Origin of the sequence: Azotobacter vinelandii CA (assembly GCF_000380335.1) — a bacterium.
Lineage (GTDB): Bacteria > Pseudomonadota > Gammaproteobacteria > Pseudomonadales > Pseudomonadaceae > Azotobacter > Azotobacter vinelandii.
This window is the reverse complement of the sequence record NC_021149.1, coordinates 2,307,376-2,323,332: the sequence shown is the minus strand read 5'-3', so window position 1 is coordinate 2,323,332 and position 15,957 is coordinate 2,307,376. Positions and strand designations below refer to the sequence as shown.

The window sequence follows — 15,957 nt, the reverse complement described above, 5'->3', positions numbered from 1 at the left end:
ATTCTCCACTAGGGGTTGGGAAGTCAGAGGAGGAACCTTTCCGCACGATTCTGGCTTGACCCGTGAAAATAAGTGACAATGTTGGGTCAGGATGCCCGGCAATGCCGGGTCCCATCATAGCCTAACCATCGTCATATCCTTAAGGCCAAGGGCGCAATGAAACGAACCGCTTTCTTCATCTCCGACGGTACTGGCATAACCGCGGAAACCCTTGGCCAGAGCCTGTTGGCACAGTTTGAAAACATCTCCTTCACCAAGCTTACCCGTCCCTATATCGATACGGCGGAGAAAGCGCGCGGCATGGTCCAGCAGATCAATGCCGCGGCGGAGAGGGACGGCGCCCGCCCGATCATCTTTGACACCGTCGTCAATCAAGAAATCCGTGACATCCTGGCCAAATCCAACGGATTCATGATCGATATCTTTTCCACTTTTCTCGCTCCCCTGGAGCATGAGCTGATCTCTCACTCCTCCTACTCCGTGGGCAAGTCGCACTCCATCAGTCACAACGCCCATTACATGGAGCGGATCGAGGCGGTGAACTTCGCTCTCGACAATGACGACGGTGCCCGCACCCACTATTACGACAAGGCCGATCTGATCCTGGTGGGCGTCTCGCGCAGCGGCAAGACCCCGACCTGTCTGTACATGGCCATGCAGTATGGCATCCGTGCCGCCAATTACCCACTCACGGAGGAGGACATGGAACGCCTGCAGTTACCGACGGCGCTGAAACCCTATCGGGAAAAACTCTTCGGGCTGACCATCGACAGCGAGCGACTGGCTGCCATTCGTCACGAGCGCAAGCCGAACAGCCGCTACTCCAGTTTTTCCCAATGCGAGTTCGAAGTACGCGAAACGGAGAAACTGCTGCGACGCGAAAAAATTCCCTTCATCAATTCCACCCATTTCTCGGTGGAGGAAATTTCCGCAAAGATCCTGGTCGAGAAGGGCGTCGAACGACGCCTGAAATGAATGGATAGCCATCCCTCGAAACAGGATATCCATAGCCCATATCCGGAAAACCGGGAGTCGAACTCCCGGCTTTTCATATCACCTGCCGCCCGTGTCAGAAGTCTCGGCCGGAACGAGTCGAAGAAGCGGCCATTCCGGATTACCCATCGATAGCCCGTGCCCGTCTCCGAAGAACTGCACTCGACAACCGGTCAGTTCCCCTTCCTGCAGCAAGTCCGCAGGGACACCTTAGAAGGAGTCGCCCGGCACGCGGACCCAGCCCTCCATCAGCACACGGGCGCTGCGGCTCATGATGGCCTTGGTGACCGTCCATTCGCCGTCGACCAATCTGGCCTCGGCACCGACGCGCAGGGTGCCGGACGGATGGCCGAAACGCACGGCATTGCGCTCGCCGCCACCGGCGGCGAGATTGACCAGGGTGCCCGGAATCGCCGCGGCCGTGCCGATGGCCACGGCGGCCGTGCCCATCATGGCGTGGTGCAACTTGCCCATCGACAGCGCGCGCACCAACAGGTCCACGTCGCCGGCAGCGACCTGCCTGCCACTGGAGGCGACGTAATCCCTGGGCTTGGCGACGAAGGCGACCTTGGGCGTGTGCTGGCGGTTGGCAGCCTCGCTCACATCCTTGATCAGGCCCATGCGCAGCGCGCCATAGGCGCGGATGGTCTCGAAACGCTCCAGTTGCTTCGGATCGCCGTTGATGGCGTCCTGCAGTTCGGTGCCGGTGTAACCGATGTCTTCGGCATTGACGAACACGGTGGGGATGCCGGCGTTGATCATGGTCGCCTTGAAGGTGCCGACACCCGGCACTTCCAGATCGTCCACCAGGTTGCCGGTGGGAAACATCGAACCGCCACCTTCGCCTTCGCCCTCGTCGGCCGGATCGAGGAACTCCAGTTGCACTTCGGCCGCCGGGAAGGTCACGCCATCCAGCTCGAAGTCGCCGGTTTCCTGCACTTCGCCGTTGGTGATCGGAACATGGGCGACGATGGTCTTGCCGATGTTGGCCTGCCAGATGCGCACGGTGCAGGTGCCGCTCCGCGGGATGCGATTGGGATCGACCAGGCCGCTGCTGATGGCGAAGGCGCCGACCGCGGCGGACAGGTTGCCGCAGTTGCCGGACCAGTCGACGAAGGCCTTGTCGATGGACACCTGGCCGAACAGGTAGTCGACGTCGTGGTCGGCCCGCTCGCTCTTGGCAAGGATCACCGTCTTGCTGGTGCTCGAGGTGGCGCCGCCCATGCCGTCGATCTGCTTGCCGTACGGGTCGGGACTGCCGATCACCCGCAGCAGCAGCCTGTCGCGAGCCTCGCCGGGCACCCGGCAGGCTTCCGGCAGGTCCTGCAGGCGGAAGAACACACCCTTGCTGGTACCGCCGCGGATATAGGTGGCGGGAATCTTGATCTGGGGTACATGAGCCATGGGAGTCTCGTCCTCATGAGACCGTGCCACCGGATGGTGGCACGGAAGGGAATGCAGATGCCTGTCTACCCGTCCCGCAGGGCGCGGGACGGGTAGACAGGCCACACCGGTCAGGCCTGGCCGAGGAAGTCCTTGGCGAAGCGCTGCAGTACGCCGCCGGCCTCGTAGATGGACACTTCTTCGGCGGTGTCCAGGCGGCAGGTCACGGGCACTTCAATGGTCTCGCCGCTCTTGCGGTGGATGACCAGGGTCAGCTCGGTGCGCGGCTTGCGCTCGCCGATCACATCGAAAGTCTCGGTGCCGTCGATGCCCAGGGTCTTGCGGGTGGTGCCCGGCTTGAACTCCAGCGGCAGCACGCCCATGCCGACCAGGTTGGTACGGTGGATGCGCTCGAAGCCTTCGGCGACGATGGCCTCGACGCCGGCCAGGCGCACGCCCTTGGCCGCCCAGTCGCGCGAGGAACCCTGGCCGTAGTCGGCGCCGGCGACGATGATCAGGTTCTGCTTGCGCCCCATGTAGGTTTCGATGGCTTCCCACATGCGCATGACCTTGCCGTCCGGCTCGACGCGGGTCAGCGAGCCCTTCTTCACCTCACCGTCGACCACGGCCATTTCGTTGACCAGTTGCGGGTTGGCGAAGGTGGCGCGCTGCGCGGTCAGGTGGTCGCCGCGGTGGGTGGCGTAGGAGTTGAAGTCCTCCTCCGGCAGGCCCATCTTGGCCAGGTACTCGCCCGCGGCGCTGTCCGGCAGGATGGCGTTGGACGGCGACAGGTGGTCGGTGGTGATGTTGTCCGGCAGCACCGCCAGCGGGCGCATGCCCTTGAGGGTACGCTCGCCGGCCAGGGCGCCTTCCCAGTACGGCGGGCGGCGGATGTAGGTGGACATCGGACGCCAGTCGTACAGCGGGCTCTTGGCCTCCTCCACGATGCCCAGATCGAACATCGGGATGTAGACCTGCTTGAACTGCTCGGGCTTCACGCAGGAGGCGACGATGGCGTCGATCTCCTCGTCGCTCGGCCACAGGTCCTTCAAGGTGATGGCCTTGCCGTCCTTGTCGTGGCCCAGCACGTCCTGCTCGATGTCGAAGCGCACGGTACCGGCGATGGCGTAGGCGACCACCAGCGGCGGCGAGGCCAGGAAGGCCTGCTTGGCGTACGGATGGATGCGGCCGTCGAAGTTGCGGTTGCCGGACAGCACGGCGGTGGCGTACAGGTCGCGGTCGATGATCTCTTGCTGAATCTCCGGGTCCAGGGCGCCGGACATGCCGTTACAGGTGGTGCAGGCGTAGGCGACGATGCCGAAGCCCAGCTTCTCCAGCTCGGGCAGCAGGCCGGCCTCCTCCAGGTACAGCCTGGCGACCTTGGAGCCCGGAGCGAACGAGCTTTTCACCCAGGGTTTGCGCACCAGGCCCAGCGCGTTGGCCTTCTTGGCCAGAAGGCCGGCGGCCACCACGTTGCGCGGGTTGGAGGTGTTGGTGCAACTGGTGATGGCGGCGATGATCACCGCGCCGTCCGGTAGCAGACCTTCGGCCTCTTCGGCCCTGGCGGCGGCCAGCTTGGCCTCGTCGGCGATGCCGCGCTCGTGCAGGGCGCTGGTCGGCAGGCGGCGGTGCGGGTTGCTCGGCCCGGCCATGTTGCGCACCACGCCGGACAGGTCGAATTCGAGCACGCGCTCGTATTCGGCGCCGACCAGGGCATCGGCCCACAGGCCGGTGGTCCTGGCGTAGTTCTCGACCAGGGCGACCTGCTCCGGCTCGCGGCCGGTCAGCTTCAGGTAGTCGATGGTCTGCTGGTCGATGTAGAACATCGCCGCCGTGGCACCGTATTCCGGGCACATGTTGGAGATGGTGGCGCGGTCGCCGATCGACAGGCTGGCGGCGCCGTCGCCGAAGAACTCGACGTAGGCACCGACCACGCGCTCCTTGCGCAGGAACTCGGTCAGCGCCAGCACGATATCGGTGGCGGTGATGCCGGGCTGGCGCTTGCCGGTCAGCCTGACGCCGACGATGTCCGGCAGGCGCATCATGGAAGCGCGGCCGAGCATCACGGTTTCGGCTTCCAGGCCGCCGACGCCGATGGCGATCACGCCCAGGGCATCGACGTGCGGGGTGTGCGAGTCGGTACCCACGCAGGTGTCCGGGAAGGCCACGCCGTCACGCGCCTGGATCACCGGGGACATCTTCTCCAGGTTGATCTGGTGCATGATGCCGTTGCCGGCCGGGATCACGTCCACGTTCTTGAACGCGGTGCGGGTCCAGTCGATGAAGTGGAAGCGGTCCTCGTTGCGGCGCTCCTCGACGGCACGGTTCTTCTCGAAAGCCTGCGGATCGAAGCCGCCGTACTCCACGGCCAGCGAGTGGTCGACGATCAACTGGGTCGGCACCACCGGGTTGACCTTGGACGGATCGCCACCCTGCTCGGCGATGGCGTCGCGCAGGCCGGCCAGATCGACCAGCGCGGTCTGGCCGAGGATGTCGTGGCAGACCACGCGGGCCGGGTACCAGGGGAAGTCCAGGTCGCGCTTGCGCTCGATGATCTGCTTCAGCGAGTCGCTCAGCAGGGCCGGATCGCAGCGGCGCACCAACTGCTCGGCCAGCACGCGAGAGGTATACGGCAGCTTGTCGTAGGCGCCCGGCTGGATGGCTTCGACGGCCGCGCGGGTGTCGAAGTAGTCCAGCGTGCTGCCCGGCAAGCTCTTGCGGTACTGGGTGTTCATTTTACTTGCGCTCCCTGAGCGGAACGAACTTCAGGTTTTCCGGACCGACGTAGTTGGCGCTCGGCCGGATGATCTTGCCGTCGATGCGCTGCTCGATGGCGTGGGCGGCCCAGCCGGAGGTGCGGGCGATCACGAACACCGGGGTGAACATGGCGGTGGGAATGCCCATCATGTGGTAGCTGACGGCGCTGAACCAATCCAGGTTGGGGAACATCTTCTTGATTTCCCACATCACGCTTTCGAGGCGCTCGGCGATGTCGTACATCTTAGTGTTGCCCTGTTCGACGCTGAGCTCGCGGGCGACTTCCTTGATCACCTTGTTGCGCGGATCGCCAACGGTGTAGACCGGGTGGCCGAAGCCGATCACGACTTCCTTGCGCTCGACGCGGGCACGGATATCGGCCTCGGCCTCGTCCGGGGTGTCGTAACGTTTCTGGATCTCGAAGGCCACCTCGTTGGCGCCGCCGTGCTTCGGCCCGCGCAGCGCGCCGATGGCGCCGGTGATGCAGGAGAACATGTCGGAGCCGGTGCCGGAGATCACCCGGGAGGTGAAAGTGGAGGCGTTGAACTCGTGCTCGGCGTAGAGGATCAGCGAGGTGTGCATGGCGCGCACCCAACTGTCGCTCGGCTTCTTGCCGTGCAGCAGGTGCAGGAAGTGGCCGCCGATGGAGTCGTCGTCGGTTTCCACGTCGATGCGCTTGCCGTTGTGGCTGAAGTGGTACCAGTACAGCAGCATGGAGCCCAGGGACGCCATCAGCTTGTCGGCGATGTCGCGGGCGCCGGGGTAGTTGTGGTCTTCCTTCTCGGGCGACAGGCAGCCGAGCACGGACACGCCGGTGCGCATCACGTCCATCGGGTGAGAGGACGGCGGCAACTGCTCGAGGGCGGCCTTCACGCCGGCCGGCAGGCCGCGCAGGGACTTGAGCTTGGCCTTGTAGCCGTTCAGTTCGGCGACATTGGGCAGCTTGCCGTGCACCAGCAGATGGGCGACCTCCTCGAATTCGCAGGTGGTGGCGAAGTCGAGAATGTCATAGCCGCGATAGTGCAGGTCATTGCCGGTGCGACCCACGGTGCACAGAGCGGTATTGCCGGCGGCGGTGCCACTCAGGGCCACTGACTTCTTCGGCTTGAAGCCAACAGTGGTGGTTTCTGCGGTAGCGCTCATCGCTCGTTTCTCCTAATCCGGTTGGTCATTGCTATTGTTTTCCGGGACCGGCCCGTTCCGGCCGGTCAGGCGGCGGTCATTTCTTGTTGGCTGCGAACAATGCGTCGAGGTGCTGCTCGAAGGCGTGGTAGTTGATGCGGTCGTAAAGCTCCATGCGGGTCTGCATGGTGTCGATCACGTTCTTCTGGGTGCCGTCGCGGCGCAGCGCCGTGTAGACGTTCTCGGCCGCCTTGTTCATGGCGCGGAACGCCGACAGCGGATAGAGCACCAGGGATACGTCGACGTTGGCCAGTTCCTGGGTGGTGTACAGCGGCGTGGCGCCGAACTCGGTGATGTTGGCCAGGATCGGCGCTTTCACCCGGTCGGCGAAGGTCTTGTACATCGCCAGTTCGGTGATCGCCTCGGGGAAGATCATGTCGGCGCCCGCCTCGATGCAGGCGGCGGCGCGATCCAGCGCCGAGTTCAGCCCCTCGACCGCCAGCGCGTCGGTGCGCGCCATGATCACGAAGCTGTCGTCGGTACGGGCGTCCACGGCCGCCTTGATCCGGTCGACCATCTCCTGCTGGGAAACGATTTCCTTGTTCGGACGGTGACCGCAGCGCTTGGCGCCCACTTGGTCCTCGATGTGGATGGCGGCCGCACCGAACTTGATCATCGACTTGACGGTACGGGCGACGTTGAAGGCCGAGGAGCCGAATCCGGTATCGACGTCCACCAGCAGCGGCAGGTCGCATACGTCGGTGATGCGGCGCACGTCGGTCAGCACGTCGTCCAGCCCGGTGATGCCCAGGTCCGGCAGGCCCAGGGAACCGGCCGCCACGCCGCCGCCGGACAGGTAGATGGCCTTGAAGCCGGCACGCTTGGCCAGCAGCGCATGGTTGGCATTGATGGCGCCGACCACCTGCAGCGGATGTTCACTGGCGACGGCATCGCGGAAACGTTGCCCGGCAGACGTCTGAGTCATGACTTACCTCTCTTGTTGGCTGTAGTGACCTGAGCGCCTTCGTAGTGGCGCTCCATGTTGCGCCGGGAAGCGGCTATGTGCCGGCGCATCAGCAGTTCGGCCAGTTCGCCGTCACGGTCGGCGATGGCATCGAGTATCCGGTGGTGTTCGTTGAAGGCCTGGCGCGGCCGGTTGGGCGTGGAGGAGAACTGGATGCGGTACATGCGCACCAGTTGATACATCTCCCCGCAGAGCATGCGCACCAGCGTCTGGTTGCCGCTGCCCTGGATGATCCGGTAATGGAAGTCGAAATCGCCTTCCTGCTGGTAATAGCCGACACCGGCCTGGAAGGCTTCGTCGCGCTCGTGGGTATCCAGTACCCGACGCAATTCGTCGACGCCCGCCTGCGTCATGCGCTCGGCCGCCAGGCGGCAGGCCATGCCTTCGAGCGACTCGCGGATCTCGTAAAGCTCGATCAGTTCCTGGTGGCTGAGCGAAACCACCCTGGCTCCCACATGGGGAACCCGGACCAGCAGTTTCTGCCCTTCCAGGCGATGGATGGCTTCACGCAGAGGACCGCGGCTGATGCCGTAGACACGCGCCAGTTCGGGCTCGGAAATCTTGCTGCCCGGGGCGATCTCACCCTTCACGATCGCCGCCTGGATGCGTCGGAACACATGCTCGGAGAGCGTTTCGGAATCGTCTGGAATAGCCAGCAGCGAGGATGGTGTCTCAAGCATATTGTCGACAATCAGTGTTTTCGTTGCACGGAAATTAGGCTTGATAAGCCATTCTGTCAAACTAATCTTTCAGATTGTCGACAATCGTCGAATACGCATGCGTCTCCACACCTTTTCCGCGGCCGAGGGGCGGAATCTGCCGATACGGGAAACCCGTGCTAGAATGCGCGCCGCGCGGCAGGCGGTCCTGTCCGTGACCGCCTGTTGCCCAGGCAGCGGGATCGTCGTGCCAAGCCGCTGCCTGAACTGTCGATCGCCTCCGTCTACAGGACCTATGAGATTCCAGCCCCTTGCCCTGTCTGCTTGCCTGCTGTTCATCCCCGGAACACTTTTCGCCACCGAGAAGTCCGTCTATGGCCTGAACGAATACGTGTCGCTGCCCGAACTCAAACTGGAAGTGACGGCCAAGCTGGATACGGGTGCCGAGACGGCATCGCTCAGCGCCCGCGACATCACGCGCTTCAAGCGCAACGGTGAGACCTGGGTACGCTTCTATCTGGCCATCGATGACAGCCATTCGCACCCCATCGAACGTCCGCTGGCGAGACTCAGCAAGATCAAGCGCCGCGCCGGAGACTACGATCCGGCGGAAAGCCAGACCTACACGGCTCGCCCGGTGGTCGAGCTGGACTTCTGCATGGGCGGCACCCTGCGCACCATCGAGGTGAACCTGACCGACAGGAGCGCCTTCCAATACCCGCTGCTGATCGGCTCCGACGCCTTGACGCGCTTCGGGGCCCTGGTCGATCCGAGCCTTAAATACGCGGCCGGCAAGCCCGGTTGCGCCACTGTCGCAAACTCCGCCGAGTAATATGCATGCGCGCCCTCAACCTGCATTTGAAAATACTGATCGTCCTGCTGGTGTCGATCGGGGTTCTGGTCACGGCCTATCAGATCTTCGTCCTGGGCATTCCGGTGACCGAGGACGAGACCGACGATCTGTGGAACATCGACGCGCGCGTCGAATTTCAGGCCAACCCACGCGAGCCGGTGAAGGTGCAGATGTTCGCCCCGCCGCTCAACCAGAACTATGTCAGCCTCAACGAGAGCTTCATCTCCAACAACTATGGCGTGAGCGTCAATCAGGTCGACAGCAACCGCCGGGTGACCTGGTCGGCCCGGCGCGCCAGCGGCAAGCAGACCCTCTACTATCGCCTGGCCCTGACCAAGCGCTATACCGGCGACCTGCCCAAGCCCAAGGGCCCGGTATTCCGCGACAGCATCCCGGTGGAGGGTGCCGAAAAGATCGCCGCCGAAGCCCTGCTGGCGCCCATCCGGGAGCATTCGGCCGACGTCGAAACCTTCATCGGCGAAGCCATCAAGCGGGTCAACAACCTCAACGACGACAATGTCAAGCTGCTCACCGCCGGCAATACCTCGACGCCGAACCGGGTGCGCATCGTCGAACTCCTGCTGTCCTTCGCCCATGTGCCGATGGAGCGCGTGCACACCCTGCGCTTGATCACCGACCAGGCGGTCAGTCCCGAACTCTGGATTCGCAGCTTCAATGGCGATAAGTGGCTGTACTTCAACCCCGACACCGGCGAGCAGGGACTGCCGGCCGACCGCCTGATCTGGTGGACCGGCGACGAGCCGCTGGTCAGCGTGGACGGCGGCAAACAGGCCCAGGTCAACTTCACCCTCAACAACAGCGAGTTGAACGCCATCGGCCTGGCCAAGATGACCGACCAGAACACCGATGCCGACTTCCTCGAATACACGCTGTACGGCCTGCCGCTGGAAACCCAGCAGACCTATCAGATCATGATCATGATTCCGATCGGCGTGCTGGTGATCCTGATCCTGCGCAACCTGATCGGCATCCAGACCCTCGGAACCTTCACGCCGGTCCTGATCGCCCTGGCCTTCCGCGAAACCCAGGTGGGCTTCGGCATCATTCTCTTCACCCTGATCACCGCGCTGGGCCTGTCGCTGCGCTCTTACCTGGAGCATCTCAAGCTGCAGATGCTGCCGCGCCTGTCCGTGGTGCTGACCTTCGTGGTGGTGCTGATCGCCATCATCAGCCTGCTCAGCCACAAGCTCGGTCTCGAGCGCGGCCTATCGGTATCGCTGTTCCCGATGGTGATCCTGACCATGACCATCGAGCGCCTGTCGATCACCTGGGAAGAGCGCGGCGGCGGCCATGCCTTCAAGGTCGCCCTGGGCACCATCGTCGCCGCCTCGCTGGCTCATCTGCTGATGAACATTCCGCAGTTGACCTACTTCATCTTCACCTTCCCGACGGTACTGCTGATTCTGGTGGGCTTCATGCTGGCGATGGGACGCTACCGCGGCTACCGCCTGACGGAACTGTTCCGCTTCAAGGCCTTCCTGAAGGACTGAGACATGATCAACCTGTGGAAGAGATGGAAGGCCCTGGAAGCCAAGGGCATCATGGGCATCAACCGGCGCAACGCGGACTACGTGCTGAAATACAACAAACGCAGCCTGTACCCCATCGTCGACGACAAGATCATCACCAAGCAGCGCGCGATCGAAGCCGGCATCCATGTACCGGAGATGTACGGGATCATCGAAACCGAGAAGGAAATCGAGAAGCTCGAGCAGATCATCGGCGAACACAGCGATTTCGTGATCAAGCCGGCCCAGGGGGCCGGCGGCGACGGCATCCTGGTCATCGCCGACCGTTTCGAAGGCCGCTACAAGACGGTTTCCGGCCGGATCGTCACCCACGAGGAAATCGAGTACCACATCTCCAGCATTCTCACAGGCCTCTATTCCCTGGGCGGTGGTCGCGACCGGGCGCTAATCGAGTACCGCGTCAAGCCCGACCCGATCTTCAAGAGCATCAGCTACGAGGGCGTGCCGGACATCCGCATCATCGTGCTGATGGGCTATCCGGTCATGGCCATGCTGCGCCTGCCGACCCGCCAGTCCAGCGGCAAGGCCAACCTGCACCAGGGCGCCATCGGCGTCGGTGTCGATCTGACCACCGGCCTCACCCTGCGCGGCACCTGGCTGAACAACAAGATCGCCAAGCACCCGGACACCACCAATCCGGTCGATGGCGTGCAACTGCCCGACTGGGACGGCTTCATGAAGCTGGCGGCCGGCTGTTACGAACTTTGCGGTCTCGGTTATATCGGCGTCGACATGGTGCTGGACGAAACCAAGGGCCCCCTGATTCTCGAGCTCAACGCCCGTCCCGGCCTGAATATCCAGATCGCCAACGACTGCGGCCTGGCCCTGCGCACCCACAAGATCGAGGCTCACCTGGCAGACCTGAAGGAACGCGGCATCCAGGAGACCCCGACCGAGCGCATGCGCTTCGCCCAGGAGCTGTTCGGGCGCGTTTCCACGGCAGCCGTCTGACCCTCCGCCCCTTCGGGGGCGGGTTACCCGGCAATCCGGAACACCTGGCGCTACAATCAGGCCTTGCCACAACCAACGCATCCGCATGCCCAGTTGCCGTATCCACACACTCCCCTATAGCGCCGATCCGACCCGCTATTTCGAGAAGATCCGCCAGGCACCCGGCGCCGTACTGTTCGACAGTGGCCGACCGGCATCGCGACGGGGCCGTTACGACCTGCTCAGCGCCTGGCCGCGGGCCCGCCTCGTTCCTTCTGCCGGTGAAACCGGCAGCGGTTTTCTCCAACGACTGCGCCAGGCCGCATCGAGTCTGGGACATATCGAGACACCTGGACTTCCTTTCGCGGGCGGCCTGATGGGCTACCTGTCCTACGATTTCGCCCGTCGTCTCGAACGCCTGCCTGATACGACCCACGATGACCTGGAGCTTCCCGATGCCCAGCTCGGACTGTATGCCTGGGCAGTGATCACGGACCACCAGGCGCAGACCACCACGCTGGTCTGCCACCCCAGCCTGGACGGCCGCGAATGCGAGCGTTTGAGACGCCTGTTCCGCACGCCGCCGCCCCGAAGCACGGCATTCCATCTCGCGGCGGATTTCACCCCGGACCTGACCGTCAGCGACTATCGCGCAGCCATCGAGCGCATTCTCGCCTACATTCAGGCAGGCGACTGTTACCAGGTGAACTTCGCCCAGCGTTTCCAGGCCCCCTTCCAGGGCGATCCCTGGGTTGCCTACCAGGCTTTGCGCCAGGTCTGTCCGACCCCCTTCGCCGGATACCAGTCCCTGGATGGCGGCGGCGCCATTCTCAGCCTTTCGCCGGAACGCTTTCTGAGCGTCACGGATGGACAGGTGGAAACCCGTCCGATCAAGGGCACCCGCCCACGCGGTCGCAGTGCCGCGGAAGACCGACTGTACGCCGACGAGCTGCGGCTCAGCGCCAAGGATCGAGCCGAGAACCTGATGATCGTCGACCTGCTGCGCAACGACCTGAGCCGCAGTTGCCGGCCCGGCTCGGTGCACGTTCCGCAACTGTTCGCCCTGGAGAGCTATCCGAACGTGCATCATCTGGTCAGTTGCGTCAGGGGCGAGCTGGCTCCCGGCAAGGATGCCCTGGATCTGCTCGCCGGCAGTTTTCCGGGCGGCTCCATCACCGGCGCACCGAAGATCCGCGCCATGCAGATCATCGAGGAACTGGAAAGCAGACGCCGCGCCATCTACTGCGGTTCGCTGCTCTATCTGGATGCCGGCGGCAGGCTGGACAGCTCCATCGCCATTCGCACCCTGCTGGCCCGCAACGGGCGCATCACCTGCTGGGGCGGCGGCGGAATAGTCGCCGACTCCGACTGGCAGGCGGAGTATCAGGAGTCCATCACCAAGGTGCGAACACTGCTGGCGACCCTTCGCGCACTCTGACCGGTCATAACGCACAGAAAGCCACCGGCGAGACCGGTTGTTTAGGAAAGAAAACGTCCTCTGCTAGCATTCGCGACACACAATCCTCAGCCGCTCACGATACCTAGGAACATCGCCTGATGAAGCAAGCCGTGAACACCGCCGAGCTGGCCGCCGCCTGCATCGGCAAATCGCCCCAGGACATCCTGCAGATCGCCTTCGATCACTTCGGCGACGATCTGTGGATCTCCTTCAGTGGCGCCGAAGACGTAGTACTGCTCGACATGGCCTGGAAGCTCAACAAGAACGTCAAGGTCTTCAGCCTGGATACCGGCCGCCTGCACCCCGAAACCTACCGTTTCATCGAGCAGGTGCGCGAGCACTATGGCCTGGCCATCGAAGTGCTCTCGCCCGATGCCCGCCTGCTCGAACCACTGGTCAGGGAAAAAGGGCTGTTCAGCTTCTATAAGGATGGCCACGGCGAATGCTGCGGCATCCGCAAGATCGAACCGCTCAAGCGCAAACTGGCCACCGTGAGCGCCTGGGCCACCGGCCAGCGTCGCGACCAGAGCCCCGGGACTCGCAGCCAGGTCGCCGAGTTCGAGGTGGACGGCGCCTTCTCCACTCCGGACAGGCCGCTGTACAAGTTCAATCCGCTGGCACAGATGAGCAGCGAGGAGATCTGGGGCTATATCCGCATGCTGGAAATCCCCTACAACTCGCTGCACGAACGAGGCTATATCAGCATCGGCTGCGAACCCTGCACCCGGCCGGTACTGCCCAACCAGCACGAGCGCGAGGGTCGCTGGTGGTGGGAGGAGGCCACCCACAAGGAGTGCGGTCTGCATGCCGGCAACCTGATCGGCAAGAGCTGATCCGGCCAGGGACCGCCCCCGTCAATACAACGGCAGTTCGATGCCCTCGAACAGTTCGTCCAGCTCGGCCTTGTTGTGGCACTGCATGGCTTTGCTCAAAACGGGCCGGGTGAGGTGCGGGGCGAATCGCTCGATGAAATCGCACATGAACCCGCGCAGGAAGGTTCCGCGGCGAAAAGCGATCTTGGTGACGCTGGGCTCGAAGAGCTCACTGGCATCGAGCGCCACCAGATCGCCGTCGAGCTTTTCGTCCACCGCCATCCGAGCGACGATGCCTACACCGAGACCGAGCCGAACATAGGTCTTGATGACGTCGGCATCGGCGGCGGTGAACACCACCTTGGGAGTCAGGCCACGATTGAAAAAGGCCTCGTCCAGCTTGGAACGCCCGGTAAAGCCGAACACATAGGTAACGATGGGATATTCGGCCACCGCCTCCAGCGTCAGCTTGGACAGCTTGGTCAACGGATGCCCCTGCGGCACCACCACACAGCGATTCCAGCGGTAACAGGGCATCATGAGGAGGTCGCTGAACAACTCCAATCCCTCAGTGGCGATGGCGAAGTCGACGGTTCCATCGGCCGCCATTTCGGCGATCTGGGTCGGCGTCCCCTGGTGCATGTGCAGGGAAACCTCCGGATACTGGCGAATGAAGGCGCTGATGACCGACGGCAAGGCATAGCGCGCCTGCGTATGGGTCGTCGCGATGGACAGGGTGCCTTTCTTCTCGTTGGAAAATTCCTGGGCGATCTGCTTGATGCTTTCCACCTTGCGCAGGATTTCCCCGGCAGTGGTGATGATTCGCTCGCCGGCCGGCGTCACACGTGTCAGATGCTTGCCACTACGCGCAAAAACCTCCACCCCCAGTTCATCCTCCAGAAGGCGGATCTGCTTGCTGATGCCGGGCTGCGATGTGTAGAGGCTCTGAGCCGTGGCCGAAACATTGAGATCGTGATGCGCCACTTCCCAGATGTAACGCAGTTGCTGAAGCTTCATGGCTATTCCTCGAACCAAGATAACGAACGCTCGCAAAATGACAGCATTCTTATAACCATTATTGATAGTTTACCGAAGAAAGCCAGACGCTTTATCAGCTAAAACGAATCCGGGCCCTTGAGCGATCATGGCCTCTAGCCATGCAGGAGAATGGTCCTGCGGTCACGTTCCGCCCACTGTCTCCCTATTCTTCGAAAGCCCATTGTCGCCCCCTCGCATAACGCGCTAAGGTTCCCCTCCCCCCATTGCCTTACATGCCGCGCCCATAGTGCGGGGACGCACTGGCTGGCCCATGACCTGCGAGTAACCCGATGGCCGATTTACCGATCAATGACATCAACGTTGCCTCCAACGACCCCCTGATCACCCCAGAGCAGCTCAAGGCAGAGATCCCCCTGAGCGCTGCCGCCATGAACACCGTCTCCCGCGGCCGCGAAGTCATCCGCAATATCCTCGACGGCAAGGATCATCGCCTGTTCCTGGTGGTCGGCCCGTGCTCCATCCACGATGTCAAGGCGGCACACGAATACGCCGAACGGCTCAAGAAGCTCGCAGCCGAAGTTTCCGACACCCTGTTTCTGGTGATGCGTGTCTATTTCGAGAAACCCCGCACCACCGTCGGTTGGAAGGGCCTCATCAACGATCCCTATCTGGACGACACCTTCAAGATCCAGGAAGGGCTGCATATCGCCCGCCAATTGCTGCTCGACATCGCCGAAACGGGCTTGCCGAGCGCTGGCGAAGCCCTGGACCCGATTTCCCCACAGTATCTGCAGGACCTGTTCAGTTGGTCGGCCATCGGTGCCCGCACCACGGAATCCCAGACACACCGCGAGTTGGCCTCCGGCCTGTCTTCTGCCGTCGGTTTCAAGAACGGCACGGACGGCAGCCTGACCGTGGCGATCAACGCGCTGCAATCGGTATCCAGGCCCCACCGTTTCCTGGGCATCAACCAGCAGGGCAGCGTTTCCATCGTGACGACCAAGGGCAATACCTATGGGCACGTCGTTCTGCGCGGCGGCAATGGCAAACCCAACTACGACTCGGTCAACGTCGCCATCTGCGAGCAGGAGCTGCGCAAGGCCGGTATCCTGCCGAATATCATGGTGGACTGCAGCCACGCCAATTCGAACAAGGATCCGGCCCTGCAACCCCTGGTGATGACCAACGTCGCCAACCAGATTCTCGAAGGCAATTCATCCATCATAGGTCTGATGGTGGAGAGCAACCTGGGCTGGGGCAGCCAGTCGATTCCCGACAATCTGGACGACCTCAAGTACGGAGTCTCCGTCACCGACGCCTGCATCGACTGGGACACCACAGCCACGGCGATACGCGACATGCACGCCAAACTCAAGGATATCCTGCCGAACCGGAAACGCTCCTGAGCATCGAAAA

Annotated in this window: 13 protein-coding genes; 7 read left to right on the top strand and 6 right to left on the bottom strand. The window is 62.9% G+C overall.

The window, feature by feature from the left end; genetic code table 11:
* Positions 1-156: 156 nt before the first annotated feature.
* Positions 157-975: a posphoenolpyruvate synthetase regulatory kinase/phosphorylase PpsR gene (gene ppsR / locus AVCA_RS10585; protein WP_012700912.1), complete on the top strand. Its 819-nt coding sequence runs from the start codon at positions 157-159 to the stop codon at positions 973-975.
* Between the two features lie 228 nt (positions 976-1,203).
* Here ppsR and prpF read toward each other — a convergent pair whose 3' ends face one another.
* The 5 genes from prpF to AVCA_RS10560 all read right to left on the bottom strand — a co-directional run bounded on the left by prpF (position 1,204) and on the right by AVCA_RS10560 (position 7,959).
* A complete protein-coding gene (prpF, locus tag AVCA_RS10580; RefSeq protein ID WP_012700911.1) occupies positions 1,204-2,397 on the bottom strand; it encodes a 2-methylaconitate cis-trans isomerase PrpF in 1,194 nt (397 codons plus the stop codon).
* A 110-nt stretch (positions 2,398-2,507) separates the two neighbouring features.
* Entirely contained in the window at positions 2,508-5,111 is a 2,604-nt protein-coding gene (gene acnD / locus AVCA_RS10575; RefSeq protein ID WP_012700909.1) for a Fe/S-dependent 2-methylisocitrate dehydratase AcnD, read from the bottom strand.
* A gap of 1 nt (position 5,112) precedes the next feature.
* Complete coding sequence (gene prpC, locus AVCA_RS10570) at positions 5,113-6,276, bottom strand: bifunctional 2-methylcitrate synthase/citrate synthase (protein ID WP_012700908.1); 1,164 nt, start codon at positions 6,274-6,276, stop codon at positions 5,113-5,115.
* Between the two features lie 76 nt (positions 6,277-6,352).
* Positions 6,353-7,240, bottom strand: coding sequence for a methylisocitrate lyase (prpB, locus tag AVCA_RS10565; protein ID WP_012700907.1), 888 nt, complete (start codon positions 7,238-7,240; stop codon positions 6,353-6,355).
* Complete coding sequence (locus AVCA_RS10560; RefSeq protein WP_012700906.1) at positions 7,237-7,959, bottom strand: GntR family transcriptional regulator; 723 nt, start codon at positions 7,957-7,959, stop codon at positions 7,237-7,239. Before AVCA_RS10560 ends, prpB begins: the two co-directional genes overlap by 4 nt.
* A gap of 274 nt (positions 7,960-8,233) precedes the next feature.
* Here AVCA_RS10560 and rloA point away from each other — a divergent pair, with 274 nt between their 5' ends.
* The 5 genes from rloA to AVCA_RS10535 all read left to right on the top strand — a co-directional run bounded on the left by rloA (position 8,234) and on the right by AVCA_RS10535 (position 13,563).
* Positions 8,234-8,770, top strand: coding sequence for a retropepsin-like aspartic peptidase RloA (rloA, locus tag AVCA_RS10555; RefSeq protein ID WP_012700905.1), 537 nt, complete (start codon positions 8,234-8,236; stop codon positions 8,768-8,770).
* A 5-nt stretch (positions 8,771-8,775) separates the two neighbouring features.
* Positions 8,776-10,302 (top strand): osmotic stress tolerance membrane protein RloB, encoded by a 1,527-nt coding sequence (gene rloB, locus AVCA_RS10550; RefSeq protein WP_012700904.1) that lies wholly within the window; start codon positions 8,776-8,778, stop codon positions 10,300-10,302.
* Between the two features lie 3 nt (positions 10,303-10,305).
* Positions 10,306-11,292, top strand: a complete 987-nt coding sequence (locus tag AVCA_RS10545) for an alpha-L-glutamate ligase-like protein (RefSeq protein WP_012700903.1) — start codon at positions 10,306-10,308, stop codon at positions 11,290-11,292.
* Between the two features lie 85 nt (positions 11,293-11,377).
* Positions 11,378-12,709 (top strand): aminodeoxychorismate synthase component I, encoded by a 1,332-nt coding sequence (pabB, locus tag AVCA_RS10540; protein ID WP_012700902.1) that lies wholly within the window; start codon positions 11,378-11,380, stop codon positions 12,707-12,709.
* A gap of 119 nt (positions 12,710-12,828) precedes the next feature.
* Positions 12,829-13,563, top strand: a complete 735-nt coding sequence (locus AVCA_RS10535; RefSeq protein ID WP_012700901.1) for a phosphoadenylyl-sulfate reductase — start codon at positions 12,829-12,831, stop codon at positions 13,561-13,563.
* 21 nt (positions 13,564-13,584) lie between these two features.
* On the opposite strand, the gene cysB is transcribed toward AVCA_RS10535, so the two are convergent.
* Positions 13,585-14,559, bottom strand: a complete 975-nt coding sequence (cysB, locus tag AVCA_RS10530) for an HTH-type transcriptional regulator CysB (protein ID WP_012700900.1) — start codon at positions 14,557-14,559, stop codon at positions 13,585-13,587.
* A gap of 311 nt (positions 14,560-14,870) precedes the next feature.
* On the opposite strand from cysB, the gene AVCA_RS10525 reads away from it, so the two are divergent.
* Positions 14,871-15,947, top strand: a complete 1,077-nt coding sequence (locus AVCA_RS10525) for a 3-deoxy-7-phosphoheptulonate synthase (protein WP_012700899.1) — start codon at positions 14,871-14,873, stop codon at positions 15,945-15,947.
* Positions 15,948-15,957 lie beyond the last annotated feature (10 nt).